Below are 26,221 nucleotides of genomic sequence, written 5' to 3'. Positions count from 1 at the left end.
GGCGAAATGTCGACGACTGTCGCGCGCCTCCGACCTCTGCTGCGAAGATCCGTTCCGACGAGAGGAAGTCCCGTGAAGTACCTGCTGCTGATCCACAGCAACCCCAAGACCTGGGGTCACCCGTCGTTCCTGCACACCGAGGAGGGCATCGCGCTGCCGCGCGCGGCCCGCGATGCGCTCGCCAAGCAGCTCGACGACCTGCTCACCGAGCTCGACACCTCCGGCGAGCTGGTCTCCGCCAGCCCGTTGGAGGCGCCGGCCAAGGGCAAGGTGGTCCGGGTCCGCGAGGGCGTCCGCGCGACCACCGACGGCCCGTACTCCGAGGCGAAGGAGCAACTCGCCGGCGTCTTCATCGTCGACGTCGCCTCCCCGGCCCGGGCCGAGGAGATCGCCGCCCGCATCCCCGAGGCGGAGTTCTCCGCGGTCGAGGTCCGCCTCATCTCCGCCGACTAGCAGCAGCCGGCCCCGGACCGGAAGGTCCGGGGCCGGCTCTCATCCGTGGATCAGCGGGTGACCAGCCGGTTCACCGTGGAGATCTCGTCGGACAGCTTCAGCCGCAGCTGGTCGTCGACCGACTTGAGAACGGCGGTCCGCTCGGCCCGGTGCCCGCCGAGGTAACCGTCGACCGGACCACGGACCGGGAACACCTTGTCCTCACCCGGCAGCGGCACCGACGGGCACAGACTGTTGTCGCTCTTCGACCCGAACAGCAGATACGTGTTCACGACCCCGTCGACACACGGGTTCCCCTGTAACCCGTACTGCCCGTGGAACGCCGCGTCGTCGACCCGCAGCACGTCCACACCCGGCGCCTTGCGCACCGCGCTCATCGCCTGCTCGTACGACGTCTGCGGGTCGAACTCACCCTGCACGACCAGGACCTGGTCGCGCACCGACTTCGGCAGCTGGGGCAGCGTCTGCTCCGGCGCGTCCGACCACGGGCCGCACACCTCGCTCAGTCCGTACTGCCACCCGTACGCCGGGTACTTCAGCCCCTGCAGGTCACTCAGCGACTTGTACCACTGCGTCGACTTCGTCACCTGGTCGTTGCACGCGACGGCGTACCGCGTGATCGGCACCTGCTGGTAGTCCGGGACCTCCTGCCCGAGGCCGGCCTTCACCACCGCCGCCGTGGTCAGCTTCGCGGTGACGACCCCGAAGCGGTCCCGCGACACCGCGTCGACCTTGCCGCGCAGCCCGGCCGGCAGCGCACCGAGTTTCTTCACGCCGGCTGTGTCGCCGTCGATCACCAGCGTGAGAACCAGGGCCCGGAGCAACCAGTTCAGCTCGCTGCCGTTCCCGATCAGCAGTGCGTCGTACGCGTCCGGGCTGACGCCCAGACCACTCGCCTTGGCCCGGCCTCGTTCGATCGCCGCCTTCGCCTGCCGGGTGGTGGTCCCGAACACGTCGGGCAGGTTGCGGGTCAGCCACGGCAGGTAGACCTGCTCGGCCTGCCGCTGGCCCATCCGCGGGAAGTCCTCGAAGTCGGCCTGCAGCCGGCCCTGGAAGTCGACGCTCGAGTCGAGCACCATCCGGCCGGTGCTCGCGGGGAAGAGCGACGCGTACTTCGCGCCCAGCCAGGTGCCGTAGGAGTAGCCGACGTAGTTCAGTTTCGTTGCCCCAAGCAACTGCCGGAGCAGGTCCATGTCGTGCGCGGTCTGCCAGGTCGTGATGTACGGCGCCTCGGCGACGCTCTGGCAGGCCTCGGCGATCGCCTTCGGGGCCTGCTGGTGGTCGGCGATGCTCTGCCGCGAGCGGTCCCGCGCGTCGAGCGGGCCCTCGGGCAGACGACCGGTCGGCACCTGGCAGGTGATGCCGAGCCCGGCCGGCCCGGCCGCTCCCTGCTGTCCGGTACCGCGCGGGTCCATGCCCAGTACGTCGTACTGCGCGTTCAGCGTCGGCTGCAGCTTGGCGAGATCGGCGGCCAGCCCGGTGCCCTGGCCGCCGGGCCCGCCCGGGTTGGTCAGCACGACCCCCTGGTAGTCGTCCTTGGCGCCGGTCGCGGCGACCCGGCTGACCGAGACCTGGAGGTCCTTGCCGGCGTCGGGAGCGGCCCAGTCCCGGGGAACGGTCAGCTGGGCGCACTGCACCGGCACCTCGGCCTTGAAGGCGCAGGTGCCCCAGGCAAGCTTCTGACCGGTGTACTTCGACAGGTCCGGCTCGCCGGCCGCACCCGCGGACGTCAAGGGGACCAGGACGGCGACCACCGACAACGACGCCGCGACGGCGAGACCTGTGCGTAGGCGTTTCATGCCCTTCCTTCCTCACGATGGATTCGTCCGCCGGAGCCGGGGGCGGTCGGCGGCACCTCGACGCTAGGGCGGGCCCGAGTACGGGGTGCACCACCGATCGGCCGGTTCCTGATCGCCGTCTAGTCCTTTCGGCCAGGTCCGACTCCAGCCGTCGGGCCGACGCGCGGTGTCCCGGCGGCACGGCATGCTGGAGCCATGACGACCGCTGCCGCGTCCCCGGAGCCCACGGCGCGATCTTCCTCCCGGTACCGCCGTACACCGCTGATGGTCGAGATCGTCGGGCTCGCGCTGGTCACCGTCGCCGACCTGGTCATCACCCTGGTGACTCCGAGACCCGAGTCCGGCCTGCTCGCCGTCCCGTTCACCGCGATCACCCCGGCGATCGGCACCGGCGCGGCCGTGGTCGCGGTCCTGCGCCGCAGGTTCGGCCGGATCGCCGTACTGACGACGGTGGTTGCGGCGGCGTCGCTCCTGGTGAGCGTGGCCAGCGGCATGGCGGCACTGGCCGGTGCCCGCGTCCCGGCACAACCCGCGCTGACCGAAGCCGTCGCACTCGCACTGCTCTGTGGCGCGGTCTGCCACCAGTTGCCGACCCGCCGCATCGTCCCGCTGGTGGTTCTCGCCGGCGTTGCGGCCACCGTTGCCGCGCCCCTGCGCTTCGGTTTCGGCTCCCCGTGGGCGCTGACCGCGATTCCTGCGGCACTCCTGTGGGGCGGAAGCGTCGCCGTCGGCCTGCTCCTCCGCGACGCGGAGGCCGCCTACACGACCCGCCTCCGCACGGCCCGCGAAACCGAACGCCTCGCCCTGGCCCGCGAGCTGCACGACTTCGTCGCGCACCACGTCAGCGGGATCGTCGTCCTCGCCCAGGCCGCCCACCTGTTGTCGACCCGATCGGACTCGACGCCGACCACGCCCCCGGAAGGGCCACCGCCTCAGCGCTCAGCAGCGCCTCCGCCCAAGCAGACGGCCCCTGCTGCGACCTCCGCTCTGGACGTCTCCCCGGCTCCGGGGGCGGGGACGCCTGCGGGGGAGGTGTTCGCGGAGATCGAGCGGGCCGGTGGCGAGGCGTTGCAGGCGATGCGGCGGCTGGTGGGGATGCTTCGTGAGGACAGCGGCGAGCAGGCTGCCGGCGGTCGGGGTGTGCTACCGGCCGAGCTGGCGGACGCCTGCGGTGCCGACCCGCGGGTGCGGCTGACCGTCCCGGCCGAGCTCGCGTCCCTGTCGTTGCCCCCGGCACTGATCGTCGCGGCGCACCGGATCGTTCTCGAAGCGGTGACGAACGCCCGCCGGTACGCCGTACCGGGGACTCCGATCGACGTCACCGCCCGGCTCGCCCGGAAGGGACTCACCGCTGGGCTCGAGCTCGAGATCGGCAACGCCGTCCCGCCCGGAGCGGCCCGCGGTGAGGGCTTCGGTGTGCTCGGGATGACCGAACGGGCCCAGGCCGTCGGCGGGTCCCTCGCCGCTGGGCTGTCGGCGGACTCCCGGCGCTGGCTGGTCCGCGTGACGCTTCCGATCGACCCGGCACCCGAGCAGCTGTCCCGGTGAACCCGTCGATCCGGCCCGGCTCGCCGGCCCCGTCCAGCAAGCCGGCCCCGCCGACCGCGCCCGTCGCACCGAAACCCCCAGCGCTAGGCTGCCGGCCGAGAGCGGATCTCCGCGACCGGCTCGTCGGAGGCCGGCCCGCCGGGCGTCGCACCACCGAGACGAGGAGCTGGTGAAGGTGCGGGTGCTGCTGGCCGACGACCAAGCGATGGTGCGGACCGGCTTCCGGCTGATCCTGACCTCCGAACCCGGTGTCGAGGTGGTCGGCGAGGCGGCCGACGGGGAGGAAGCGGTCCGGCTCGCCCGCGAGCTGCGGCCCGACGTCGTCCTGATGGACATCCGGATGCCGCTGATCGACGGCATCCAGGCGACCAGGCTGCTCGCCGGTCCGGGCGTCGCCGAGCCGTTGCGGGTGGTCGTGGTGACGACGTACGACGTCGACGAGAACGTCTACGCCGCGCTGCGCGCCGGGGCCTGCGGGTTCCTGGTGAAGGACGCCGGTCCGCGCCTGCTGCTCGAGGCGGTCCGGGCGGCCGCCGACGGCGAGTCGATCGTCTCCCCGTCGGTCACCGCCCGGTTGCTCGAACGCTTCACCGAGGCCGCCGCGCCGGCCGCGCCGGGCGCCCATCCGCTGACCGAGCGCGAGCTCGACGTGGTCCGGGCGGCGGCGCGGGGCCGGACGAACAGCGAGATCACCGATGAGCTGGTGCTGTCACTGTCCACGGTCAAGTCGCACCTGGCCAACGCCCAGCGGAAGCTCGGGCTCCGCAACCGCACCGAGCTCGCTGTCTGGGCCTGGGAGAACCGGCTGGTCGGCTGACCAGAACCGCACCACCACGGTCCGCGCGAGCAGGTCGCCGAGGCGCTGCCGGTACGGCGTACAGAGCATCACCACGAAGCCGACGATCCCCCAGAACAGACCGTCGACGGTCCACAGCAGGTACCGGACGCCGAACTGTTTCCAGCTCGGCAGGGTTCCCTCCAGCGTCACGGTCCGCAGGCCGGTCACCAGCATCCCGACCGTCCGCCCGCCGTTGTGCAGGGGCAGGAGGATGTCGTTGCCGATCTGGAGCAGACCGATCGAGCCGACGAACGTGAAGGCCGCCAGCCGGAGCAGCCAGGGCCCGTGCCCGCCCAGCTTCGTCGCGCTCCACAGGGTCAGCGCGGCGATCAGTACGGACAGCACGAACACCAGCAGGACGTCGATCCCCCACTGAAGGCATCGCCGGGGAACCACTCGGGTCGACGCGGGCGTGAGAGCAGTCACCTGGTGATCATCGCACCGATCCCGCGGGGTGGTTCAAACAGTTGAGTTTCGCGGAGCGACCAGCCTGGTGTGGTTCTCCCGCGTCGCCAGCGCCGGGTCCAGCGCCCCCAGCGCCAGCCAGGTGGCGCCCCCGACGCCGTCGTGCGCTGTCAGCACCTCGCCGTCGAAGTGGTCCCGGATGCTCTGCCGCAACAACTTTCCGACCGGGGACGACTCGCCGGCAACGCTTCCGGTGAGCACCAGAGGCCCGTTGTCCGACGTTGTCCTCAGCCGGCTGACCGTTTCTGTGAGCAGTTCGGCTGCGCGTTTCACCAGGGCGTGCGCGGTCTTGTCGTTCTGGTCGTACGCCGCCACCACCGTGCGCGCCAGTTCGGCCAGCAGGACCGGCGGACGCGAGTTCACGGTCCGGATCAGGTCGTCACGGAGCAGGTCGTAGCCTTCACGCTCCGCGACGTCGCCCGGATCCCAGCCCGGTAGCACCGCCTGGACGACGGCCTCGCCGAGCCCGCCGATCGGCTCGCCCTGGTCGATCGCGCGCAACAGGCTGCGCATCGCCTCGCGGCCGAGCCAGAAGCCCGAGCCGTCGTCGCCGAGCAGCCAGCCGTGGCCGTCGGCGGTCCGGACCAGCCGGTGGTCGCGGACCAGGCCGGCCGCGCTGCCGGTGCCCGCGATCAGCACGGCGCCGTCGGCTTCCGGCGTACCGGAGGCGAACGCGACCTCCAGATCGCCGATGTAGCGCGGTACGCAGACCAGGCCGGCGCCCGACCAGGCGGCGTCGAACTGTGCCGCGACCTCCGGCTTGGACAGCGCCGAACCGCCCGCCGCGCCGATCACCGCGGCCCGCACGGAGGCCGGATCGAGGCCGGTCAGCGCCTGCCGGATCGCCTGCCCGAAGTTCGCCGCGGCGCTCGCGGGGTGGCTGGTCGGATTTCCGCCCGCGGCAGCCCCGCGACCGACTACGTTGCCGTTGTGGTCCGCGATCACGATCCGGGTGGAGGTCCCGCCGAGGTCGCCGCCTAGGACCAGTGTGGTGTCAGGTCGCAGGACCACTGGGTCCTGTGGTTCCGGGAGAGCGTGCTCGACGGACATAGGCGGTGCTCCAAACTGCTCAATCAGAGCCGTTAATGGACAATAACGTGCAAGGTCACGCAACGGTCCCGATCTGGAGGGAAGAGTGAGATGAGCCTTGACTTTAGCTGCCAGGTGAGAAAAGTTCTGTCCAGCAAACCGCAAACTTGCGCACTTGTCGGCACCAGGTGTGTCGCGGCGAACACATTAGTGGAGGGGCGGGGCCTCTGATGGCCAGTACGACGGACGGCAGCACCGGCGCGCACGCGGGATCGGGCAACGACACCGGCGGCGTCAGTGCGCAGTCGTATGTTCACACGCTGACACCGATCCTGGCCGCGGTCACCGAGCAGATCGACGGCCCGATCCAGGACGCGGCGGAGCTGTTCGTCAGCTCGCTGCGCAACGACGGCGTCATCCAGGCCTTCGGGTCCGGGCACTCCGAGGCGCTCGCGATGGAGATCGCCGGCCGGGCCGGCGGCCTGATCGCGACCAACCGGCTCGCGCTGCGCGACCTGGTCCTGATCGGCGGCGAGCCGATCGAGGTGCTGCGCAGCGGCGAGCTCGAGCGCGACCCGTCGATCTCGCGCCGGCTGTACGAACTGAGCGCCGCGCAGAAGAACGACCTGTTCGTGATCGCCTCCAACTCCGGCGTGAACGGCTCGATCGTCGAGCTGGCCAGCGTCGTGAAGGAGCACGGTCACCCCCTGATCGCGATCACGTCGCTGCAGCACACGGCCGGCGTCGAATCGCGGCACCCGTCGGGCAAGAAGCTGATCGACTTCGCCGACGTGGTGCTCGACAACCACGCGCCGTACGGCGACTCGGTGCTCGAACTGCCAGGTTTCGGCAAGGTCTGCGCCGTGTCGTCCATCACCGCGGCGCTGATCGCGCAGATGCTGGTCGCAGAGGTGCTGCGCCGGCTCGCCGAAGCAGGTGTCACCCCTCCGGTCTACCTGTCCGCGAACATTCCCGGCGGCGACGACCACAACCACGCCCTGGAAGCAAAGTACGCCGGCCGGATCCGTCGTACTGCCTGAAACACTCTCGGAAGGCGGGACCATGAGTACTCCCAACAAACTGTCGCGGCGGCTGTTCCTGCAGCGCGCGGCGGTCGGCACCCTGCTGGCCACCGGTGGCAGCACGCTTCTGGCCGCCTGCGCCGGCAGCGGCAGTGACGACAGCGGTTCCACCGGTGGTGGCGAGAAGTCCGCCGACAACCCGTTCGGGATGGCGGACAAGGCGACCGTCGACGCGGTCATCTTCAACGGTGGTTACGGCTACGACTACGTGCAGTTCGCGGCCGACATCGCGCAGAAGAAGTTCGCCGGCTCGACCTTCAAGGTCGCGCCGTCCACCCAGATCGCGCAGCAGCTGCAGCCGCGCTTCGTCGGTGGCAACCCGCCGGACCTGATCGACAACTCCGGCGCGAACCAGATCGGCTTCAACACGATCCTGGACCAGCTGTCGACGCTGGACGACGTCTTCGAGGCCAACAACTACGAGGGCACCAAGATCGCCGACACCCTGTACCCGGGGGCCAAGAACCCGGGCACGTACGACGGCAAATTCGTCGCGATGAACTACGTGCTCACGCTGTACGGCATCTGGTACTCCGACAGCCTGTTCCAGGAGAACGGCTGGACCCCGCCGAAGACCTACGACGAGCTGCTCGACCTGGGCGCCAAGGCCAAGGCCAAGGGCAAGTACCTGTTCGTCTGGGGCAAGGAAGCCGCCACCTACTACCACACGATGGCCGTCGACGGCGCCATCAAGGAGGGTGGCGACGAGGTCCGGCTGGCGCTGGAGAACCTCAAGGAGAACTGCTGGTCGATGCCGCAGTTCCAGGGCATCTTCAAGGCCCTGGAGACGATGGTCAAGAACGGGTACTTCGTGCCCGGTGGCGCCGGCACCCAGTTCACCGCCGCGCAGGCCAAGTGGAGCAACGACCAGCAGGCCATCCTCTACCCCTCGGGCTCGTGGATCGAGAACGAGATGAAGAAGGCCACCAAGGCGGGCTTCAACATGAAGGGCGTCCCGGAGCCGACCCTGACCGCCAGCCCGAAGCTGCCCTACGAGTCGCTGCGCAGCGCGGCCGGTGAGCCGTTCATCGTCCCGGCCAAGGGCAAGAACGTTGCCGGCGGCAAGGAGCTGCTGCGGGCGATGCTGTCCAAGGAGGCGGCGACCAACTTCGCCAAGACCCGGCTCGCGCCGACCATCGTCAAGGGCCTGGTGCCCGCCGACGGCTTCGGCTCGACCGCGCTGCAGTCGCAGACCCAGATGCTGGACGCCGCCGGCACCAACGTCTTCGACTACCAGGTCTTCGGCCTGTACGGCATGAACACCGACCAGCTGGTGGTCTGGAACTCGTTCCTGTCCGGCCAGCTGGACGCGGCGGGCCTGACCAAGGGCCTGCAGCAGATCACCGACAAGGTACGGAACGACAGCTCCGTCAAGAAGATCCCGGTCACCAAGTGACCGTGCAGCAAGAGGCCGTGCCGGGAGGCGGACCCAAGCGGTCCGCCCCCCGGCGCCGCCGGCCGCTGACCTTCGACCGGGTCAGCTTCATGGTCGTGTTCCTCGGCCTGCCGCTGGCGGTGTTCGTGATCTTCGTGGTCTCGCCGTTCGTGCAGGCGCTGTGGTACTCGCTGACCGACTGGTCGGGGTTCAGCTCGGGGATGAACTTCGTCGGCTTCGACAACTACGTCCGGCTGTTCCACGACGACATCTTCCTGAAGGCCGTGCGCAACAACGTGCTGCTGGCGGTCGTCGTACCGCTGGTGACGATCGTGCTGTCGCTGACCCTGGCCACGCTGGTGACGATCGGCGGCTCCGGCACCGGGACCGTCCGCGGACTGAAGAACGCCGGTTTCTACCGGATCGTCTCGTTCTTCCCGTACGTGATCCCGGCGATCGTGATCGGCCTGATCTGGGCCCAGGTGTTCACCCCGAGCTCGGGCATCCTGGACGCGGTCCTGAACAAGATCGGGTTGCACGGGTTCGAGAACTTCGCCTGGCTCGGCGATGCCCGGACAGCGATGCCGGCCTCGATGTTCGTGATGATCTGGGGCGGCGTCGGGTTCTACATGGTGCTGTTCATCGCCGCCATCCGGGGGATCGACCCCGAGGTGTTCGAGGCGGCCCGGATCGACGGCGCCGGCCGGTTCCGCAGCGCGGTGTCCATCACCGTGCCGCTGATCCGCGACAACGTGCAGACGGCCTACGTCTACCTCGGGATCGCCGCGCTGGACGCGTTCGTCTACATGCAGGCGCTGAACCCGGGCGGTGGACCGCAGAACTCGACCCTGGTGATGCCGCAGCAGCTGTTCACGACGGCCTTCACCAAGGGGCAGTTCGGGTACTCGACAGCGATGGGTGTGGTCCTGGCCGCGGTGACGATGCTGTTCGCGCTGCTGGTCTTCACCGTGAACGCCCTGACCGGCGGACGTGAGCCGAAGAAGAAGGTACGCCGATGACGACAACCACCGCCGACCGGGCCGTGGTGTCCGACACCCCGGCCCCCCGCAAGCAGGCTCCGGAAGGCCGCGGCGTGGCCGTCACGGCCCACGTCGCGCTGATCCTGTGGTCGCTGCTGGTCATCCTGCCGCTGCTGTGGACCGTGCTGTCGTCGTTCAAGACGACGCAGGAGGTCCTCGGGAACCCGCTGTCGCTGCCCAGCTCGCTGCGGTTCGAGAACTACGTCAACGCCTGGACGACGGCCGGGATCGGCCGCTACTTCGCGAACACCGTGATCGTCGTCGGCAGCGCGCTGGTGCTGGTGATGATCCTCGGCGCGATGTGCGCGTACGTGCTGGCCCGGTTCACCTTCCCTGGCAACCGGCTGATCTACTACAGCATGCTGGCCGGGCTGACCTTCCCGGTCTTCCTGGCGATCGTGCCGCTGTTCTTCGTGCTGAAGAACCTCTCGCTGCTGAACACGTTGCCCGGGCTGATCGCCACGTACGTCGCGTTCGCGCTGCCGTTCACGGTGTTCTTCCTGCACAGCTTCTTCAAGGCGCTGCCGCACGAGATCTACGAGGCGGCGCAGATCGACGGCGCCGGCGAGTGGCGGACGTTCTTCTCGGTGATGCTGCCGATGGCCAAGCCGGGTATGGCCTCGGTCGCGATCTTCAACTTCCTCGGCCTGTGGAACCAGTTCCTGCTCCCGGTCGCGCTGAACACCGACTCGAACAACTACGTGCTCTCCCAGGGCATGGCGTCGTTCGCGTCGCAGGCCGGCTACGCGGTCGACTTCGGTGCGCTGTTCGCGGCCGTGGTGATCACGGTGGCGCCGGTGCTGGTCGTCTACATCATCTTCCAGCGTCAGCTGCAGGTCTCGGTCACCGCCGGGGGCGTGAAGTAGCCTGCGGGCGTGCTGAAACGGCGTACGGTCTTGCAGGGCGCTCTCGCGAGCGCCCTGCTTGCTGGTTGTAGCTCCGAGAAGCCCACCGGTCCGGCGCGGACCAAGGACAACCCGTTCGGGGTGGTCGCCGACAGGCCGGTCGAGGTCGTCGTCTCCGAGGAGTACGGCGGCTTCGGCGCTCCGCAGTACCGGGCCAAGTACCAGCAGGCGACGGTCACCGTGACGCCCACCAAGCAGCTGCGGGACCTGCTGCAGTCGCGGTTCGCAGCTGGGAGCCCGCCGGACGTCGTACTGAACACTGGTGACAAGGCGTTGACTGTCAGCCGCTTGGTCGCCGACGGGCAGCTGACCGACCTCGGGCCGTTGCTGGCCGCCCCCTCCTGGGAGAACAAGGACGCGAAGGTCCAGGACGTCGTACTGCCCGGCCTGCTCGACTCCGGCCGGTACGACGGCTCGCTGCGCTCGCTGAACTACCTGGTCGACGTCTACGGCCTCTGGTACTCCGCCCGCCTCTTCCAGCAGCGCGGCTGGGACCTGCCGCGCACCTGGCCCGAGCTGCTGGCGCTGGGCGCCGAGATGCGCGCCGCCGGGCTCGGCCCGTTCACGTACGCCGGGGTGCACCCGTACTACGTGTTCGAGGCGGTGCTGACGCTCGCCGTGAAGACCGGCGGCCACGACGTCGCCAAACGGATCGACAACCTCGAGGACGGCGCCTGGAAGGACCCGAGCGTCACCCGCGCGATCACCGCCTTCGGCGAGCTGGCCCGGCGCGGGCTGATCGCGACCGGGACGTCCGAGCTCGACCACACCGGCTCGCAGACCCGGCTGATGCAGTCGAAGGCCGGTCTGCTGCCGTGCGGGAACTGGCTGGAGAACGAGATGAAGCCGGTGATCCCGGACGGCTTCGGGCTGACCGTGTTCGGGCTGCCGCCGCTGGACGGGTCGCCGGCGCTGCCGCGCGGCGTGCACGTCGAGCCTGGGTCGCCGCTGCTGGTGCCGGCCAAGGGGCCGAACGAGCCCGGTGGCGTCGAGTACCTGCGGGCGATGCTGTCACGCGAGGTCGCCGGGCAGGTGACCAAGGAGACCAACCGGCTGACCGTCGTACGGGGTGCTGCCGACGGCCAGGAGATCGGTACGGCGTTGCGCTCGGCGCGTGACCTGCTGACGGCGGCGGGGGACCAGGCGATCCGCTGGTACTTCGCGGACTGGTACCCGACGCTCGGGACGACGGCCGGGCAGCTGACCGGGCAGTTCCTCGCGGGTGCGTTCCGTGTCGACGAGTGGACCGCGCGTGTGCAGGCCGCGGCGGACAAGGTGAAGCAGGACAGCGCGATCACGAAGTACCACCGGGATTGAGTAAGGTAAGACAAACCTAATCCCTTGTGAGGTAGTGATGCGCTCGATCCTCCGGCCGCTGGCGTTGCTGGCTGTCGTTCCGTTCGTCCTGACCGCCTGCGGCTCCGGTGCCGAGGAACCGGCCGCGTCCGGCGAGGGCAGCTCGGCCGGCTCCGAGGCGGGCGCGTTCCCGGTCTCGATCAAGAACAAGTTCGGCACCGCCGAGATCAAGGCCGCGCCGCAGCGGGTCGTCTCGGTCGGGCTGATCGAGCAGGACGCGCTGCTCGCGCTGGACGTCGTACCGGTCGGCACCACCGAGTGGTTCGGCGAGAAGCCCGGCGCGCTGTTCCCGTGGGCCAAGGACAAGCTCGGCGACCGGCCGCTGCCGACCGTGCTGAAGGACAAGGACGGGATCCAGTTCGAGCAGATCGCCGCGCTCCGGCCGGACCTGATCATCGGGCTGTACTCCGGGATCACCGCCGACGACTACAAGAAGCTGACCGCGATCGCGCCCACGGTCGCCCAGCCGCCCGGCCTGCCGGACTACGGCGTCGCCTGGCAGGACGCGGCCCGCACCGTCGGCCAGGCGGTCGGCAAGCCGAAGCAGGCCGACGAGCTGGTCAAGGGCATCGAGGACCGGTTCGCGAAGGTCCGCTCCGAGCACCCCGAGTTCCAGGGCAAGCCGGCGCTGATGGCGACGCCGTACGAGGGCTACTTCATCTACGGCAGCCAGGACCCACGCTCCGGCCTGCTCACCGACCTCGGCTTCACCCTCCCGAGCGGCCTGGACAGCCTGATCGGCGACAAGTTCGGCGCCAACATCAGCGCCGAGCGGATCAAGCTCCTCGACCAGCAGGCGCTGGTCTGGTTCCCCACCAAGGGCGGCACCGCGAAGCTCCAGGCCGACCCGCTGTACAAGAACCTCCCGGTCCGCACCCAGGGCCGCGACATCTTCGTCGAGGAGAACTTCGACGACCCCCTGTACGGCGCGACGAGCTTCGTCTCGGTCCTGAGCTTGCCGATCGTCCTCGACCAACTGGTCCCCAAGCTCAAGGCCGCCGTCGACGGCGACCCGGCGACCACGGCCTAAGGCCAGATGACCTCGTCGAGGAAGTTCTCGACGGCGGTGGCGACTTCACCCAGCACAGCGGTGGAGGCGGCGAGCGGGCCCGGGACGTACATGCCGTGGTCCGCTCCTGGCACCTCCAGCACGTACGGCGTGAGCTGGCGCGCCAAGTCGCCGTCCCACAGCGGGTCGGCGGTGCCGCCGACGAGCAGGAACGGGGAGCGGGAGCGCTCCAGCGCTGCGCGCACCTGGGGGTAGGTCAGCAGGGGCGTCAGCCAGACCGCTGGGTGGCCGCGTTCGGCGGCCAGGGCTGCTGCGTGGGTGCCGAGGGACTTGCCGACCAGCAGCAGGCCTGACCCCGCGGCGCCGAGCGGTAGGTGTGGGGAGACCTGGCCGATCACCCAGGCCTCCAGCTGGGCCTCGGTGAGCTCCAGGGCCTTCTCCCGGTCCTTCCACTCCACCGGGTGGAGGGTGGCGCCCCGGCGTTCGGCCGCGTCGGCGCTGAACATCAGCAGAGGCGCGTGCGGGCCGTACTGGCCGCCGGGAACGATCACCGCGTGCCGTGAGGTCATAGCTCGGAGTCTATGACCCGTCAGGGTTCCGGTATGAGGAATCCGACACCGTCCCCGGGTACGGGACCGACCCGGGACGGTGTCAGAATCGGGGTATGTCTGCAGCCGTCGTCCCCTCCGCGATGCCCTGATGGCGACGATCGGTGTCGCGATTCCGATCGCCGAACCCTTCGGCTCGGAGCTGCAGAAGTACCGGGCCGACTTCGGGGACCCGATGGCCTCCTCGATCCCGACCCACGTCACGCTGCTGCCGCCGACCGAGGTGGCCGACGAGGACCTGCCGCGGATCGACGAGCACCTGCGCGAGCTGGCCGCCCGGTTCCCGAGCTTCCGGATCCGGCTGCGCGGCACCGGTACCTTCCGGCCGATCTCGCCGGTGGTCTTCGTGATGGTCGCCGAGGGCATCTCGTCCTGCGAGGTGCTGCAGTCCCAGGTCCGCTCCGGGCCGCTCACGGTCGACCTGCGGTTCCCGTACCACCCGCACGTCACGGTCGCCCACGACCTCGACAAGGAGTCGCTGGACCGGGCCTACGAGACGCTCACCGACTACGACTGCGCGTTCGACGTCGCGGCCTTCAGCCGGTACGAGCACGGCGCCGACGGCGTCTGGCGCCCGCAGCGCGCCTTCCCGCTCAAGGGCTGAGGCACCTGCCAGGCTGTACGGCGTACGGGCTGGTGGTCGGGGTACAGGAGAGCAATGGGCGTCAAGGAACGGGGCAAGGCGGTCTGGGCGCGGTTCAGCCGCACGCAGCTGTGGCGGGCCTGGAAGCGGTACGGCGACCGCCGCGGCAACCGGTTGGCCGGGGCAACGAGCTTCTTCGGCTTCCTGTCGATGTTCCCGCTGATCGTGCTGGCCGCGGCCGTCGTCGGCAAGCTGCTGCCGCCGAGCGCCATCGACGTGATGAAGAAGGCGCTGGCCAAGAACCTGCCCGGGATCGGCGACCAGATCGACATCGACTCGCTGATCGCCAACGCCGGCACCATCGGGCTGATCTCCGGCGTCTCGCTGCTGCTCACCGGGCTGGGCTGGATCGACTCGTTGCGCGCCTCGATCCGGTCCATGCACGAGCTCGACGACCAGCCCGGGAACGCGGTCAAGCTGAAGGTCGAGGACCTCGGCGCCCTGATCGGTCTCGGCCTGATCGGCATCCTGGCCACGCTCGCCTCGTCGGTGCTGTCCGGGCTGTCGAAGAGGATCGTCGGCTGGGTCGACCTGGACGGCACCTGGCTGGCCGACTGGGGGCTCGGCACGATCAGCGTCGTGGTCGGGATCGCGGCCGGCGCGGTGCTGTTCCTGTACCTGCAGACCGCGATGCCGCGGATCATCCTGCCCCGCAAGGTCGCGCTGATCGCCGCACTGGCCGGCGGGGTCGTGTTCTTCGCGGCGCAGAGGCTCGGCAACGCGTACGTGAAGAACGTGATCGGCAACAACGCGGCGTACGGCGCGCTCGCGCTGCCGCTGGCGCTGCTGGTCTGGATCTACCTGATGACCCGGGTGATCATGCTGATCGCGGCCTGGACGAAGGAAGCCACGCTCGACCACCGCTGGCACACCGGTGAGGCGGAGGAAGCGGCCCGCGCCGCGATGCCGTTCGAGACCGAGCAGCCGGTGCCGCGGCGGCGGACGAACGGTTCGACGAACCCGGAGCCGGACGAGAACGGGCTACTCCCGGGGCCGCCCGGGAAGAAGTTCAAGGTCGTCCCGATTCCGGCCCGCAAGGCCGACTCGGTCGCTGTCGCCGCCGGAGCGCTGCTCGGCGTCACCGCTACAGCTATCACCGTCCAGCTCGCCAGAGCAGCTCGTTCTCTGAGGCGTTAGTGCCTTCGGGCCTTGCTCTTGCGGTTGTGGACGCGGAGCGCTCGGGGCCTGCGCAGGAAGAGCGCGAGGAGCAGGAACAGCGGGGCGGCGTACGCCCAGGACGGGACCCGCAGCGCGAGCGTCTGCACGGCCAGGCCGGGCATCGTGACCGCGCGGGTGCGCTTCGGCAACGGCGTACCGGCGGCGGACTTCTTCGAGATGTTCGGCCCGGTCTTCGCTGCCGCCGCCGGCTTGACCAGCGTGCCGATCGGGCTCAGCGCGGTGTAGTGGTCGAACGACCAGTCGAGCAGCTTGGTCGCGTCCTCGGTGATGCCGTGCGGTGAGTTCATCAGCGTGACGACCAGGGTGTGCCCGTTGCGGCGGGCTGCCCCGATGAACGTGTTGCGGGCCAGCGTCGTGTAGCCGGTCTTGACCCCGAGCGCGCCGTCGTAGTTGAACAGCAGCTTGTTCTGGTTCGCGACCTGGTACGTCCCGGCCTTGGCGAGCGGGAAGTTCGTGTACTTCGTCGACGCGTACTTCGCGAAGTCCGGCCGCCCCAGCCCGGCCTGCGCGAACAGCGCCAGGTCGTACGCCGACGACACCTGCCCGTCGGAGTCCAACCCGGTCGGGTCCGTCACGTGCGTGTCGAGGGCGCCGATCTCGGCGGCCTTCTTGTTCATCCGCTCGATCGTCGCGGCCGTCCCGCCGGCGTCGTGCTCGGCCAGCGCGTGCACCGCGTCGTTGCCCGACGCCAGGAACATGCCCTGGAACAGCAGGTCCACGGAGTACCGCAGGCCGGGGTACACGCCGACCTTGCTGCCCTCGATGCCCGCGTCGCCGTCCGACCCGACCACCACGTCGGCCTTGTTCAGCCGCGGCAGCAGCACCAGCGCGGTCAGCGTCTTGAGCGTGCTCGCCGGGCGCAGCTTGGCGTGCGGCGCCTTGGCGGCGAGCACGGTCCCGGTGTCGAGGTCGGCGACGACGTACGAGCCTGCCTGCACCGCCGGCGGCTTGGCGCCCGCCGTGACGACCGTGGCGTCCGCGGTCAGCTGGGCGCCGCCGACCGGGCTCCGGGAGCCCTGGGCGGCGGCAGTCGCTGTGAGCGGGCCGGCCACCAGCATCACGGTGGTCGCGCACGCCGTCAGGAGCACACGCATCGGCGGCACTCTAGACAACCTCCAGTCCAAACACCACGCGGACAACCTGCCGGGGCCGGTCCCTGCCAGGGCAGAGGACCGGACCACGGTTCAGGTGGTATCAGGCGCGGTACGCCGTCCACATGCTGCTGATCCGGGAGCTCTGGCCCGGGGTGAACTGGTTGTAGCAGGAGTCGTAGGAGTAGTCCATGTAGTTGTGGATCGGGTCGTTGCCCGGCAGCGAGCAGGAGTTCCGGCCGGTCGGGCAGCCGCTGCTCGCGCTGCCCTGGGCCGGGGTGTCGGCGACGGAGTCGTTCGTCGACGTACAGCCGCCCTGGAAGGTGTGGTAGAGCCCGAACCAGTGCCCGGCCTCGTGCGTCGCGGTCTTGCCGAGGTTGAAGTTCGTCGAGGAGCCGCCGGGCAGCGAGCTGTACTGCACCCGGATGCCGTCGATCGACGGGTTGCTCGAGTAGTCCCACGGGAAGGTCGCGATCCCGAGGTAGGAGAAGTTGACCAGCCAGATGTTGAGCGCGTTCTTGCCGCCCTTGCGGGTCTGCGACCGGTACGTCGTGCTCTGGCCGTCGCGGTGCCAGGTGTTGTTGTTGTACCGGTAGGTCCCGGCCAGCGAGAAGGTGAACCCGGTGTTCGCCGCCGCGCTGGACTCGCCGCCGGCGAAGTTCTGGTTCATCTCGGCGATCTGCTGGGTGATCTGCGCGTTGGTCACGTCACCGGCGCCGGTGCTGCTGCGCATGACGTGGACGTACACCGGCACGTTCGCCGCGGCCAGCTTCCCGGGCGCCGGCGCGAGCCCCCGGGCCCGCTTGGCCGCGACCAGCTCCGCGGTCCGCGCGTCGATGGCCTTCTGCTCGGCGACACTCAGCTCCCGGTGGTCGGCCTCCTGACCACCACGCGCCGACGTCGACTCCGCCGGACTGAAACACGGGTTCCCGGTGACGTCGGCCGGCAACTTCGCGTTCGCCTGACCACCGAGCGGACTGAACGCGAGCGCAGCACCAGCCAGCAGTACGGCGAACGCGCGGGGACGGTTGACGAAAGATCGCATGACGCGCTCCTCCAGATCGGGCCACTTGGGCGGTGCGGCCGAATCACCCGATTTTCAGCACGGTTCCGCGGTTTCCGAAGACCCACCAGTGCCACGGCAGTACTGCGCCGTGCGTCAGGAAGTGGAAGCAGCCGAAGAAAACAGCACTCGCATTGCGACCGAACTCGCTGACCGGAATCGGACATCCGCCCGATCTTCCTTGGAAACAAGGCCTTTCGGGCGAAAAGTGTCCGTGGCGTTCGGCAGACTGCCGGTATGACGTACTGCGACGAGCGACCCCCGTGGTCCATGGCCGGCAGCGAGATGCTGCTGGCGCTCGACGACGTCCAAGCGTGCGTCGACCGGCTCCAGAGCTACCGCCTGCGGCTCCTGGCCGCCTTGGACGCCGGCGGCCACGCCGCCGAGATCGGTGCCCGAGACACCGTCCAGCTGATCGCCGTACGCCATCGGCTGGACCCGATCGAGGTTCGCAGAGATCTTCGACTGGCGACAGCTCTGCCGAGGTACGCGGAGGTCGCGGCGGCTCTGCACCGGCGGGCAGCTGACGAGGCGGGTGCGCTCCGGCGCGCAGTTCGTCAGCCGGTTCCGCTGCCTGCGGACACGCCGGACGCATCGGGCACGCCGGATGCATCGGACGCGCCGGGTGCAGTGACACTGGTCGATCAGCTTGCGACACCGGCCGGTTTGTTCGCGGGCGGAACTGCCGTTTCGCCTCCTGATTTGGGTGCCGCATCCACCGAACTGCAGGCATCCGCGGGTGCCGAGCCATGCACCGAAGCTCCTGTGCTGCGTCCGGCGCAGGCTGAGGCGATCGTCACGGCCCTGGAGCGGATCCCCAGCACTGCTCAGATCCCGGTCGAGGACCTGCAGGTCGCCGAGCGTGAGTTGGTGAAGGCCGCCCAGGTCCTGTGCCCGGCCGAGCTACGCAAACTGGGCAAACGGGTTCGGGACACTCTCGACACCGACGGCCCCGAACCGGCCGAGCACCGGGCGCTGGCCGCGGAGACCCTGTGGCTCAAGCGCGGCGACCAGGGGACCGAGTTCGGCGGCTACCTCGCCGGCGACAACGCCGAACTCCTCCACACGCTGATCTTCGCCGGTGCCAAACCCCACCAGACCGCAGACGGCGCCCGCGATCCCCGCAGCCGCGGCAAGCGACAGGCCGACGCGCTGACCGCCGTTCTCACCACGGCCGCCGCGACCGGCGCCGCCGCCCCGGCCCACGGAGACATCAAGCCCCACGTCACCGTCACCGTCGACCTGAACGACCTGTCCGCAAGCACCGGCGTCGGCACCCTCGCCTCCGGCGCGACCCTGTCCACCGGTGCGATCCGTCGCCTGGCCTGCGACGCCGGTGTCATCCCGCTCGTTCTCGGCTCGACCTCGGAGCCCCTGGACGTCGGCACCGAGCACCGCTTCGTCACCCGCGCGATCCGCCACACCCTGAACGCCCGCGACAAAGGCTGCGTCATCTGCCAGGCCCCACCGGCGATGTGCGAGGCCCACCACGTCACCCACTGGGCGAACGGCGGCCCAACAGCCCTCACCAACCTGGCCCTGCTGTGCAAGGCCCACCACATCGACGTCCACCAGGGCCACTGGACCATCACAGTCGACCAAGGGCACCCGACGGTAACCCGCCCCACCTGGGCCACCCCGAACCAACCTCCGTAGCCTACGTCCGCCCGTGCACGTGCCCCCTGCGCGGCGGCGCTGGCGTTCGCGCGTGTCCGCCCGTGCGTGTGGCGCGTGCGCGGTGTGCTGCCGCCTGACCAGCGCATGCGCGGTGCAGTGTCGCTCGGCCCACGTCTGGCCGTACGACCTTGCGCCTGACGCCCGCGCTCTGCAGTGACGTCCGGCGAGACGCCTGTGCGGTGTGCCGGCGCGCGGCTCGCGTCCGCTAGTGCGAGCGTGCGCGTGACGCTTGCGCGTTGCATTGACGCGCGGCGAGGACTGCGCGGCGTGATGCCCGGTCGGTGTCGGTGCCTTGTGCTGACGCTTGGCCGGCGCGTACGTGGTGCACTGACGCCCGGTGAGCGCGTGCGCGCTGTGTTGCCGCATGGCTCGCGTCCGCCCGTGTGCGTGAGGCGTGCGCGGCGTGCTGCCGCTCGGCCCCCCGTCCGCCCGTACGACCGTGCGCATGAAGACCGCGCGGTGCAGTGACTCCTGGCCAGCGCCTGCGTGTTTCCTGCCGCTCGGCTCGCGTTCGCCGGTACGACTGTGCGCCTGGCGCCCGCGCGGTGCGCTCCGCCGGCTCGCGTCCGCTAGTGCGAGCTTGCGCGTGACGCTCGCGCGGTGCACTGACGCCCGGCGAGCACTGCGGGGCGTGCTGCCGCTCGACTCGCGTCTGCCGTGCGTTCTTGCGCCTGACTCCTGCGTGGTGCTGTGACGTCCGACGAAGCATGTGCGGTGTGCCGGCGCGCGGCTCGCGTCCGCCCGTGCGAGCTTGCGCGTGGTGTTTTGAGCGGTGTGCCGATGTCTGGCGAGCGCCTGTGCGGTGTGCTGGCGCTTGGCTGGCGTCCGCTCGTACGAGACCGTGCGCGTGAGGCCCGCGCGGTGCACTGACGCCCGGCGACCACTGCGCGGCGTGATGCCCGGCGAGTGTCTGCGCGGTGTGCTGGATACCCGGCCAGCGCCGGTGCGTGCGCTGATGCAAGCCTGCGCCTGTGCTGATTCTCGGCCTGAGCCTGCGCTTGGTGTGGGTCTGCGCTCGGCCTGAGCCTGCGGCCGGCTTCGGCTGGGCCTGCGCCTGAGCCCGGCCTGCGTCCTATGCCACCGACGCCTCACGCCGTACTTGCTGTTGATCCGGCTCCGGCCTGCGCAAGCGGTTGGCTGAGGTCGAGCGAGGGATGTCACTACCTGCAACAACCTGGCCGGGGCGGCTGTCGGGGGTCGAGGCTGAAGGCGGACACACACCCCTCTCGAGAGCGAGCCCTCCCATGAACGTTCTTCGTCCGGTCGCCGCGGCGGCGCTTGCTGGTCTTGCTGTGGTGACCACCGGTCAAGGGCCGGCCGCGGCCGCTGTGCAGTTCGCGCCGGACACGATCCCGAAGCTGTGTGCTTTCGCGACGATCATCGACCCGGACTGCAACGAGTTCGCGCAGGGGACGATCAACTGGGGCAACCGCACCGCCACCATCACGATCAAGGTCGGGGACAAGTCCAGCGGCGGGACCACCCGGGTGTTCTTCGACGCCTTCGCCGGGTCGACGAAGGTGGACAGCGACGTCCGCTCGGCGGGCGGCGTCACCGTCACCCACACCCCGTTCGTGATCGGCGACCCGAACCGGCCCGGTGGCATCAACCGGATCCGTACCCAGGTCTGCTACTTCAACGCCTCCAACCAGCGCGTCTCCTGCAGCACCCAGTGGAACGACATCCGCGACTGACATCGGCCGCTGGACGACAACATCGAGTGGGGTCTGTAGCCGCTGGCTGAGGCTCCGCGCCGGTCTGCCGCAGGCTCGACTGCGGCAGATCCGGCGTCAGAGGTGGGGGATCTTGGCGTAGTGCCCGCCGTCCTGGCGCTTCCAGTACGTTCCGCCGTGGAGATCGGCCCACACCCGAGCACGTGCTTCGGCCAGTACCGGGTCGCCCAGGAAGTTGTAGTCGGTGAAGCCGGGTTTCACGTAAGCCGTCACATCGTCGTACTTGACCGTCCAGGTGCCGTTGGCCGGTTGCTGGGACACCGAGCGAATCGGGCCTAGGCTCATGGTGTTGTTCTCCCTAGCGCGGCTACTGCAGCTCCGACTCCGCCTGTTGGATGGCGGCGAACTCCTCCTCGGGGGCTGAGGCGACCAGGTGGTGGCGGCTATAGAGCCAGAAGTAGGCGATGGCGGCGAGGAAGATCGCGGCGGTGATGGCGGCGGCGAGCTTGTCGACGAAGAAGGTGGCTACGACGGCGATCACCGCGAGGGTGAGGGCGATGCCGGTGGTGACGGTGCCGCCGGGGGTGCGGTAGGGGCGGGGGAGGTTCGGCTCGCGGACTCGCAGGACGATGTGGGACAGGGTCATCAGGACGTAGGAGACCGTGGCGCCGAAGACCGCGATGTTGATCAGGAGGGCGCCGTCCTGGGTGATCGCGGCGAGCAGGAAGCCGATGGCGCCGGGGACCAGCAGGGCCAGGTACGGCGTCTTGCGCTTGCCGGTGACGGACAGGAAGCGCGGCAGGTAGCCGGCCCGGGAGAGGGCGAAGAGCTGGCGGGAGTAGGCGTACACGATGGAGAAGAAGCTCGCCACCAAGCCCGCCAGACCGACGTAGTTGACGAAGTCGGCGGCCCAGGGGTCACCGCCCAACGCCGTACGAAGTGCCAACGGCAGCGGGTTGTCCGAGTCGGCGACGACCGAGGATCCCGCGCCGCCGGCGGTGAAGACGAGCATCAGCGCGGCGAAGACGAGCAGGATGCCCATCGCGGTGATGATGCCGCGCGGCATGTCGCGGACCGGATCGCGCGCCTCCTCGGCGGCCAGCGGGACGCCCTCGACGGCCAGGAAGAACCAGATCCCGTACACCAGCGCCGCCAGCACCCCGGCGTACCCGAACGGAATGAACTCACTCGCCCCCGCGGCGTCGTTCGGCACGATGTCGAAGAGCTTGTCGGCGTCGAACTGCGGGACCATCGCGATCACGAACACCACCAGCGCGACCACCGCAACGGCGGTGATACCGAGAGTCAGCCGCAGCGCCTCGCCGACGCCGTACAGGTGGATGCCGATGAAGATCACGTAGCAGCCCAGATACACCGGCCAGCTCGAGGTCAGCCCGAACAACCCGAGCGCCTCGATGTACCCGCCGATGAAGGTCGCGATCGCGGCCGGCGCGATCGCGTACTCGATCAGGATCGCCGTACCGGTCGCGAATCCGCCCAGCGGCCCGAGCGCCCGCCGGGCGAACCCGTACCCCGCACCCGCGACCGGGATCGCCGACGCCAGCTCGGCCAGCCCGAACACCATGCAGGTGTACATCGTGGCCATCAGCACGGTCGCGATCAGCAGGCCGCCCCAGCCGCCCTCGGCCAGCCCGAAGTTCCAGCCGGCGAAGTCGCCGGAGATGACGTAGGCGACCCCGAGCCCGGCCAGCAGCACCCAGCCGGCCGCGCCCCGGCGCAGCTGGCGTTGCTCCAGGTACTCCTTGCCCACCTGCTGGTAGTCGACGCGCGAGGTCTTCCGGCTCATCGTGGCTCCAATGGTCTACGGGCATACCACTAGGAATGGCCACGAGGTTCCTCGCGCCGACCGGCACTGTCAAGGGATCGCGCGCATTGACATCGGCCCGGTCGCTTGCGTCAATGGACTGACCGCAGACCAATAGAACCCGGGAGAGACCGTGGCCCCAACCGGCAAGCTGACCGTGCAGCAACTGCGGGACCTGGTGGCCGAGGGGGCGGTGGACACGGTCCTGGTCGCGATCACCGACATGCAGGGCCGGTTGCAGGGCAAACGCTGCGGCGCGCGCTACTTCCTGGAGGAGGTGCTGCAGCACGGCACCGAGGGCTGCAACTACCTGCTCGCCGTCGACGTCGACATGAACACCGTCGACGGCTACGAGATGTCGTCCTGGGAGCGCGGGTACGGCGACCTCCTGATGGCGCCCGACCTCGACACGCTCCGGCTGCTGCCCTGGCTGGAGGGCACGGCGCTGGTGCTCTGCGACGTGCAGTGGCTCGACGGCCGGCCGATGCCGGCCAGCCCGCGGCAGATCCTGAAGGCGCAGCTCGACCGGCTCGCCGAGCGCGGGCTGTCGGCGTACGTGGGGACCGAGCTCGAGTTCATCGTGTTCAACGACACGTTCGAGCAGGCCTGGTCCAAGACCTACAAGGACCTCGATCCGGCCAACCAGTACAACGTCGACTACTCGCTGCTCGGCACCGCGCGGATCGAGCCGCTGCTGCGCGACATCCGGAACGCGATGGAGGGTGCGGGCCTGTACGTCGAGTCGGCCAAGGGCGAGTGCAACCTCGGTCAGCAGGAGATCGCCTTCCGCTACGACGAGGCGCTGAAGACCTGCGACAACCACTCGATCTACAAGACCGGCGCGAAGGAGATCGCGGTCAAGCACGGCAAGAGCCTCACGTTCATGGCCAAGTACGACGAACGCGAGGGCAACTCGTGCCACATCCACCTGTCCTTCCGCAGCACCGACGGCGACCCGGTGCTCGCCGGGGACCGTGAGCACGGCTTCAGCCAGCTGATGGAGCAGTTCATCGCCGGGCAGCTCGCCTGCCTGCCCGAGCTGACCTACCTGCTCGCGCCGAACATCAACTCGTACAAGCGTTTCCAGCCCGGCAGCTTCGCGCCGACCGCCGTCGCCTGGGGTCTCGACAACCGCACCTGCGCGCTCCGCGTCGTCGGCCACGGCCAGTCGCTGCGCGTCGAGAACCGCCTGCCCGGCGGCGACGTGAACCCGTACCTGGCCGTCGCGGCGCTGATCGCGTCCGGCCTGTACGGCATCGAGAACGAGCTGGAGCTCGAGCCGCTGCTGGCCGGGAACGCTTACACCAGCGACAAACCGCACGTCCCGACGACGCTGCGCGAGGCCGCGGCGCTGTTCGGCGGGTCGAAGATCGCCCGCGAGGCGTTCGGCGACGAGATGGTCGACCACTACCAGAACGCGGCCCGGGTGGAGCTGGACGCGTACGACGCCGCCGTCACCGACTGGGAGCGCGTCCGTGGCTTCGAACGGCTCTGAGCGGCCGCGGATCGGCATCACGACGTACCTCGAACCGACCATCTGGGGAGTCTGGGAACGTGATGCCGCACTGCTCCCGCGCGTCTACCTGGACTCCGTCGTGGCCGCGGGCGGCGTCCCGCTGCTGCTCCCGCCGGTCGGCACCGACCCGTCGATCCTCGATCTCCTCGACGGACTGGTGATCGCGGGCGGTTGCGACGTCGACCCCACGTCGTACGGCGCTGTGCCGCACTCGGAGACGGTCGACACCCGGCCCGGCCGCGACGACCACGAGGCTGTGCTGATCCGAGCGGCGCTGGAGAAGGATCTCCCGCTGCTCGCGATCTGCCGCGGCCTACAGATGCTGAACGTCACGCTCGGCGGCACGCTGCATCAGCACCTGCCGGAGGCGGTCGGTCACGACGAGCACCGCCCGTCACCCGCGATCTTCGGGCGGACGGATGTGAAGATCGATCCCGGTTCGCTGACCGCGGAGCTGTTCGGCGACCGCACCACCGTCCACTGCTACCACCACCAGGCCCTGGACGTCGTCGCCGAAAGCCTGCACGTCACCGCGCGCGCCGGTGACGGCACGGTCGAGGCGGCCGAGGTGACCGGCCACGGCTTCGCGCTCGGCGTGCAGTGGCACCCCGAGGAGAACCCCGACGACCTGCGGCTGTTCAGAGCGCTGGTCGCCGAAGCATCGAGGAGACGAACCACGTGACGTACGACGTGATCAACCCGGCCACCGAGAAGGTGGTCCGGACGGTCGAGCTGGCGTCGGTCGAGCAGACCGACGCCGCGATCGCCCGCGCGGCCGCGGCGTTCACCAGCTGGCGCGCGGTCGCGCCGGCCGATCGCGGCCGGTTGCTGCGCCGGTTCGCGGACGCGGTCGACGCCGACCTGGAGAACCTGGCCGCGCTGGAGGTCGAGAACGCCGGCCACACGATCGGCAACGCGCGCTGGGAGGCGGGCAACGTCCGCGACGTCCTGCACTACTACGCGGCCGCTCCCGAACGGCTCTTCGGGAGGCAGATTCCCGTTGCCGGAGGCATCGACCTGACGGTGGCCGAGCCGCTCGGCGTGGTCGGGGTGATCGTGCCGTGGAACTTCCCGATGCCGATCGCCGGCTGGGGCTTCGCGCCGGCGCTTGCCGCGGGCAACACCGTCGTCCTGAAGCCGGCCGAGCTGACGCCGCTGACGGCGCTCCGGCTCGGCGAGCTCGCGCTGGAGGCGGGGATCCCGCCGGGCGTGCTGGAGATCGTGCCCGGCGCGGGCGCGGTGGTCGGGCAGCGGTTCGTCACGCATCCCGCGGTCCGCAAGGTGGTCTTCACCGGTTCGACCGGCGTCGGCAAGCAGGTGATGGCCGGGTGCGCGGACCAGGTCAAGCGGGTGACGCTGGAGCTCGGCGGCAAGTCCGCGAACGTGGTGTTCGCCGACGCCGACCTGGACAAGGCCGCGGCGCAGGCGCCGTACGGGGTGTTCGACAACGCCGGGCAGGACTGCTGCGCGCGGTCGCGGATCCTGGTCGAGCGGTCGGTGCACGACCGGTTCCTGGAGTTGCTGGAGCCCGCGGTGCAGGGCGTGCGGGTGGGCGATCCGAGCGACGCAGCGACGGAGATGGGTCCGCTGATCTCCGCGCGGCAGCTCGAGCGGGTGGCGTCGTACGTCGACGAGGCGGCGGTTGCCTTCCGCGGCTCGGCGCCCGACGGGCCGGGGTACTGGTTCCCGCCGACCGTGCTGACTGGGCTCGCCGATGACGCGCCCGCGCTGACCGAGGAGATCTTCGGGCCGGTCGTCGTGGTGGTCCCGTTCGAGGACGAGGCGGACGCGATCCGGCGCGCCAACGACTCGGCGTACGGGCTGTCGGGCTCGATCTGGACCCGGGACGTCGGCCGCGCGCTGCGGGTCAGCCGCGGGATCGAGGCCGGCAACCTGTCGGTCAACTCGCACTCGTCGGTGCGCTACTCGACGCCGTTCGGCGGCTTCAAGCAGTCCGGGCTCGGTCGCGAGCTCGGTCCGGACGCGCTGGCCGCGTTCACCGAGACCAAGAACATCTTCATCGCAGCAGATTGATCGGGAGGACTGA

Annotated in this window: 24 protein-coding genes; 16 read left to right on the top strand and 8 right to left on the bottom strand. The window is 69.9% G+C overall.

All coding sequences use genetic code 11. The annotated features are described in order from the left end of the window. Positions 1-72: 72 nt before the first annotated feature. Positions 73-453: a YciI family protein gene (locus AB0M01_RS07470; RefSeq protein WP_363666560.1), complete on the top strand. Its 381-nt coding sequence runs from the start codon at positions 73-75 to the stop codon at positions 451-453. Positions 454-503: 50 nt separating this feature from the next. Here the strand turns inward: AB0M01_RS07470 and AB0M01_RS07465 are convergent, their stop codons facing one another. Further along, positions 504-2,252 carry an alpha/beta fold hydrolase gene (locus tag AB0M01_RS07465; protein WP_363666558.1) on the bottom strand — a complete coding sequence of 583 codons (1,749 nt, stop codon included), beginning with the start codon at positions 2,250-2,252 and terminating at the stop codon, positions 504-506. A gap of 195 nt (positions 2,253-2,447) precedes the next feature. Between AB0M01_RS07465 and AB0M01_RS07460 the strand changes: the two genes are divergently transcribed. Both AB0M01_RS07460 and AB0M01_RS07455 read left to right on the top strand, forming a co-directional pair. Continuing rightward, positions 2,448-3,800 carry a histidine kinase gene (locus AB0M01_RS07460; RefSeq protein ID WP_363666556.1) on the top strand — a complete coding sequence of 451 codons (1,353 nt, stop codon included), beginning with the start codon at positions 2,448-2,450 and terminating at the stop codon, positions 3,798-3,800. A gap of 169 nt (positions 3,801-3,969) precedes the next feature. Further along, on the top strand, positions 3,970-4,617 hold the full coding sequence (locus AB0M01_RS07455) for a response regulator transcription factor (RefSeq protein ID WP_363666554.1): 648 nt from the start codon (positions 3,970-3,972) through the stop codon (positions 4,615-4,617). Here AB0M01_RS07455 and AB0M01_RS07450 read toward each other — a convergent pair. After that, positions 4,510-5,064: an RDD family protein gene (locus AB0M01_RS07450; protein ID WP_363666552.1), complete on the bottom strand. Its 555-nt coding sequence runs from the start codon at positions 5,062-5,064 to the stop codon at positions 4,510-4,512. The genes AB0M01_RS07455 and AB0M01_RS07450 overlap by 108 nt on opposite strands. Before the next feature lie 33 nt (positions 5,065-5,097). Further along, a complete protein-coding gene (locus tag AB0M01_RS07445) occupies positions 5,098-6,153 on the bottom strand; it encodes a BadF/BadG/BcrA/BcrD ATPase family protein (protein WP_363666550.1) in 1,056 nt (351 codons plus the stop codon). 209 nt (positions 6,154-6,362) lie between these two features. Here AB0M01_RS07445 and AB0M01_RS07440 point away from each other — a divergent pair, with 209 nt between their 5' ends. From AB0M01_RS07440 to AB0M01_RS07415, 6 genes are read left to right on the top strand one after another with little or no spacing between them, the layout of a single operon-like run. After that, complete coding sequence (locus AB0M01_RS07440) at positions 6,363-7,172, top strand: SIS domain-containing protein (protein WP_363666548.1); 810 nt, start codon at positions 6,363-6,365, stop codon at positions 7,170-7,172. Between the two features lie 22 nt (positions 7,173-7,194). After that, positions 7,195-8,610 (top strand): N-acetylglucosamine/diacetylchitobiose ABC transporter substrate-binding protein, encoded by a 1,416-nt coding sequence (ngcE, locus tag AB0M01_RS07435; RefSeq protein ID WP_363666546.1) that lies wholly within the window; start codon positions 7,195-7,197, stop codon positions 8,608-8,610. Further along, positions 8,607-9,608, top strand: a complete 1,002-nt coding sequence (locus AB0M01_RS07430; RefSeq protein WP_363666544.1) for a sugar ABC transporter permease — start codon at positions 8,607-8,609, stop codon at positions 9,606-9,608. Before ngcE (AB0M01_RS07435) ends, AB0M01_RS07430 begins: the two co-directional genes overlap by 4 nt. Further along, entirely contained in the window at positions 9,605-10,495 is an 891-nt protein-coding gene (locus AB0M01_RS07425) for a carbohydrate ABC transporter permease (RefSeq protein WP_363666542.1), read from the top strand. The genes AB0M01_RS07430 and AB0M01_RS07425 overlap by 4 nt, the downstream gene beginning before the upstream one ends. 9 nt (positions 10,496-10,504) lie before the next feature. Continuing rightward, a complete protein-coding gene (gene ngcE / locus AB0M01_RS07420; RefSeq protein WP_363666540.1) occupies positions 10,505-11,851 on the top strand; it encodes an N-acetylglucosamine/diacetylchitobiose ABC transporter substrate-binding protein in 1,347 nt (448 codons plus the stop codon). Positions 11,852-11,888: 37 nt separating this feature from the next. Beyond that, the gene (locus AB0M01_RS07415; protein WP_363666538.1) at positions 11,889-12,920 is read left to right on the top strand and encodes an iron-siderophore ABC transporter substrate-binding protein; all 1,032 of its coding nucleotides are present in this window, start codon (positions 11,889-11,891) and stop codon (positions 12,918-12,920) included. On the opposite strand, the gene AB0M01_RS07410 is transcribed toward AB0M01_RS07415, so the two are convergent. Further along, positions 12,917-13,468 (bottom strand): alpha/beta hydrolase, encoded by a 552-nt coding sequence (locus tag AB0M01_RS07410; RefSeq protein ID WP_363666536.1) that lies wholly within the window; start codon positions 13,466-13,468, stop codon positions 12,917-12,919. The genes AB0M01_RS07415 and AB0M01_RS07410 overlap by 4 nt on opposite strands. Positions 13,469-13,598: 130 nt before the next feature. Here AB0M01_RS07410 and AB0M01_RS07405 point away from each other — a divergent pair, with 130 nt between their 5' ends. Together AB0M01_RS07405 and AB0M01_RS07400 are read left to right on the top strand one after the other, a co-directional pair. Beyond that, positions 13,599-14,111: a 2'-5' RNA ligase family protein gene (locus AB0M01_RS07405; protein WP_363666534.1), complete on the top strand. Its 513-nt coding sequence runs from the start codon at positions 13,599-13,601 to the stop codon at positions 14,109-14,111. 54 nt (positions 14,112-14,165) lie between these two features. Next, positions 14,166-15,287: a YhjD/YihY/BrkB family envelope integrity protein gene (locus AB0M01_RS07400; protein ID WP_363666532.1), complete on the top strand. Its 1,122-nt coding sequence runs from the start codon at positions 14,166-14,168 to the stop codon at positions 15,285-15,287. On the opposite strand, the gene AB0M01_RS07395 is transcribed toward AB0M01_RS07400, so the two are convergent. Together AB0M01_RS07395 and AB0M01_RS07390 are read right to left on the bottom strand one after the other, a co-directional pair. Beyond that, positions 15,284-16,423 carry a D-alanyl-D-alanine carboxypeptidase family protein gene (locus AB0M01_RS07395; protein ID WP_363666530.1) on the bottom strand — a complete coding sequence of 380 codons (1,140 nt, stop codon included), beginning with the start codon at positions 16,421-16,423 and terminating at the stop codon, positions 15,284-15,286. The two genes, AB0M01_RS07400 and AB0M01_RS07395, sit on opposite strands and share 4 nt — an antisense overlap. 100 nt (positions 16,424-16,523) lie before the next feature. Next, positions 16,524-17,465 (bottom strand): zinc metalloprotease, encoded by a 942-nt coding sequence (locus AB0M01_RS07390; RefSeq protein WP_363666528.1) that lies wholly within the window; start codon positions 17,463-17,465, stop codon positions 16,524-16,526. A gap of 255 nt (positions 17,466-17,720) precedes the next feature. Here AB0M01_RS07390 and AB0M01_RS07385 point away from each other — a divergent pair, with 255 nt between their 5' ends. Continuing rightward, the gene (locus AB0M01_RS07385; protein ID WP_363666526.1) at positions 17,721-19,139 is read left to right on the top strand and encodes a DUF222 domain-containing protein; all 1,419 of its coding nucleotides are present in this window, start codon (positions 17,721-17,723) and stop codon (positions 19,137-19,139) included. 1,265 nt (positions 19,140-20,404) lie between these two features. After that, entirely contained in the window at positions 20,405-20,854 is a 450-nt protein-coding gene (locus tag AB0M01_RS07380; RefSeq protein ID WP_363666524.1) for a hypothetical protein, read from the top strand. A gap of 96 nt (positions 20,855-20,950) precedes the next feature. Here the strand turns inward: AB0M01_RS07380 and AB0M01_RS07375 are convergent, their stop codons facing one another. Further along, positions 20,951-21,178: a hypothetical protein gene (locus AB0M01_RS07375; protein ID WP_363666522.1), complete on the bottom strand. Its 228-nt coding sequence runs from the start codon at positions 21,176-21,178 to the stop codon at positions 20,951-20,953. A 22-nt stretch (positions 21,179-21,200) separates the two neighbouring features. Beyond that, positions 21,201-22,640: an ethanolamine permease gene (eat, locus tag AB0M01_RS07370; RefSeq protein ID WP_363666520.1), complete on the bottom strand. Its 1,440-nt coding sequence runs from the start codon at positions 22,638-22,640 to the stop codon at positions 21,201-21,203. A 151-nt stretch (positions 22,641-22,791) separates the two neighbouring features. Between eat and AB0M01_RS07365 the strand changes: the two genes are divergently transcribed. The 3 genes from AB0M01_RS07365 to AB0M01_RS07355 are packed head-to-tail and all read left to right on the top strand — an operon-like array spanning position 22,792 to position 26,208. Then, positions 22,792-24,153, top strand: coding sequence for a glutamine synthetase family protein (locus AB0M01_RS07365; protein WP_363666518.1), 1,362 nt, complete (start codon positions 22,792-22,794; stop codon positions 24,151-24,153). Continuing rightward, a complete protein-coding gene (locus tag AB0M01_RS07360) occupies positions 24,134-24,856 on the top strand; it encodes a gamma-glutamyl-gamma-aminobutyrate hydrolase family protein (protein WP_363666516.1) in 723 nt (240 codons plus the stop codon). The genes AB0M01_RS07365 and AB0M01_RS07360 overlap by 20 nt, the downstream gene beginning before the upstream one ends. Then, on the top strand, positions 24,853-26,208 hold the full coding sequence (locus AB0M01_RS07355; protein WP_363666514.1) for an aldehyde dehydrogenase family protein: 1,356 nt from the start codon (positions 24,853-24,855) through the stop codon (positions 26,206-26,208). Before AB0M01_RS07360 ends, AB0M01_RS07355 begins: the two co-directional genes overlap by 4 nt. The last annotated feature ends 13 nt before the right edge of the window (positions 26,209-26,221 follow it).

Origin of the sequence: Kribbella sp. NPDC051770, assembly GCF_040681455.1 — a bacterium.
Taxonomy (GTDB): Bacteria; Actinomycetota; Actinomycetes; order Propionibacteriales; family Kribbellaceae; genus Kribbella.
The sequence above is the reverse complement of the archived record's forward strand: the minus strand, read 5'-3'. Positions and strand labels throughout refer to the sequence as shown.

Bases quoted from the DNA above. Each gene is read 5' to 3' on its own strand.
- AB0M01_RS07465 (WP_363666558.1), bottom strand. From the start codon at position 2,252: ATGAAACGCCTACGCACAGGTCTCGCCGTCGCGGCGTCGTTGTCGGTG.
- AB0M01_RS07460 (WP_363666556.1), top strand. From the start codon at position 2,448: ATGACGACCGCTGCCGCGTCCCCGGAGCCCACGGCGCGATCTTCCTCC.
- AB0M01_RS07445 (WP_363666550.1), bottom strand. From the start codon at position 6,153: ATGTCCGTCGAGCACGCTCTCCCGGAACCACAGGACCCAGTGGTCCTG.
- AB0M01_RS07440 (WP_363666548.1), top strand. From the start codon at position 6,363: ATGGCCAGTACGACGGACGGCAGCACCGGCGCGCACGCGGGATCGGGC.
- ngcE (WP_363666546.1), top strand. From the start codon at position 7,195: ATGAGTACTCCCAACAAACTGTCGCGGCGGCTGTTCCTGCAGCGCGCG.
- AB0M01_RS07425 (WP_363666542.1), top strand. From the start codon at position 9,605: ATGACGACAACCACCGCCGACCGGGCCGTGGTGTCCGACACCCCGGCC.
- AB0M01_RS07415 (WP_363666538.1), top strand. From the start codon at position 11,889: ATGCGCTCGATCCTCCGGCCGCTGGCGTTGCTGGCTGTCGTTCCGTTC.
- AB0M01_RS07410 (WP_363666536.1), bottom strand. From the start codon at position 13,468: ATGACCTCACGGCACGCGGTGATCGTTCCCGGCGGCCAGTACGGCCCG.
- AB0M01_RS07405 (WP_363666534.1), top strand. From the start codon at position 13,599: ATGGCGACGATCGGTGTCGCGATTCCGATCGCCGAACCCTTCGGCTCG.
- AB0M01_RS07400 (WP_363666532.1), top strand. From the start codon at position 14,166: ATGGGCGTCAAGGAACGGGGCAAGGCGGTCTGGGCGCGGTTCAGCCGC.
- AB0M01_RS07395 (WP_363666530.1), bottom strand. From the start codon at position 16,423: ATGCGTGTGCTCCTGACGGCGTGCGCGACCACCGTGATGCTGGTGGCC.
- AB0M01_RS07390 (WP_363666528.1), bottom strand. From the start codon at position 17,465: ATGCGATCTTTCGTCAACCGTCCCCGCGCGTTCGCCGTACTGCTGGCT.
- AB0M01_RS07385 (WP_363666526.1), top strand. From the start codon at position 17,721: ATGACGTACTGCGACGAGCGACCCCCGTGGTCCATGGCCGGCAGCGAG.
- AB0M01_RS07380 (WP_363666524.1), top strand. From the start codon at position 20,405: ATGAACGTTCTTCGTCCGGTCGCCGCGGCGGCGCTTGCTGGTCTTGCT.
- AB0M01_RS07375 (WP_363666522.1), bottom strand. From the start codon at position 21,178: ATGAGCCTAGGCCCGATTCGCTCGGTGTCCCAGCAACCGGCCAACGGC.
- eat (WP_363666520.1), bottom strand. From the start codon at position 22,640: ATGAGCCGGAAGACCTCGCGCGTCGACTACCAGCAGGTGGGCAAGGAG.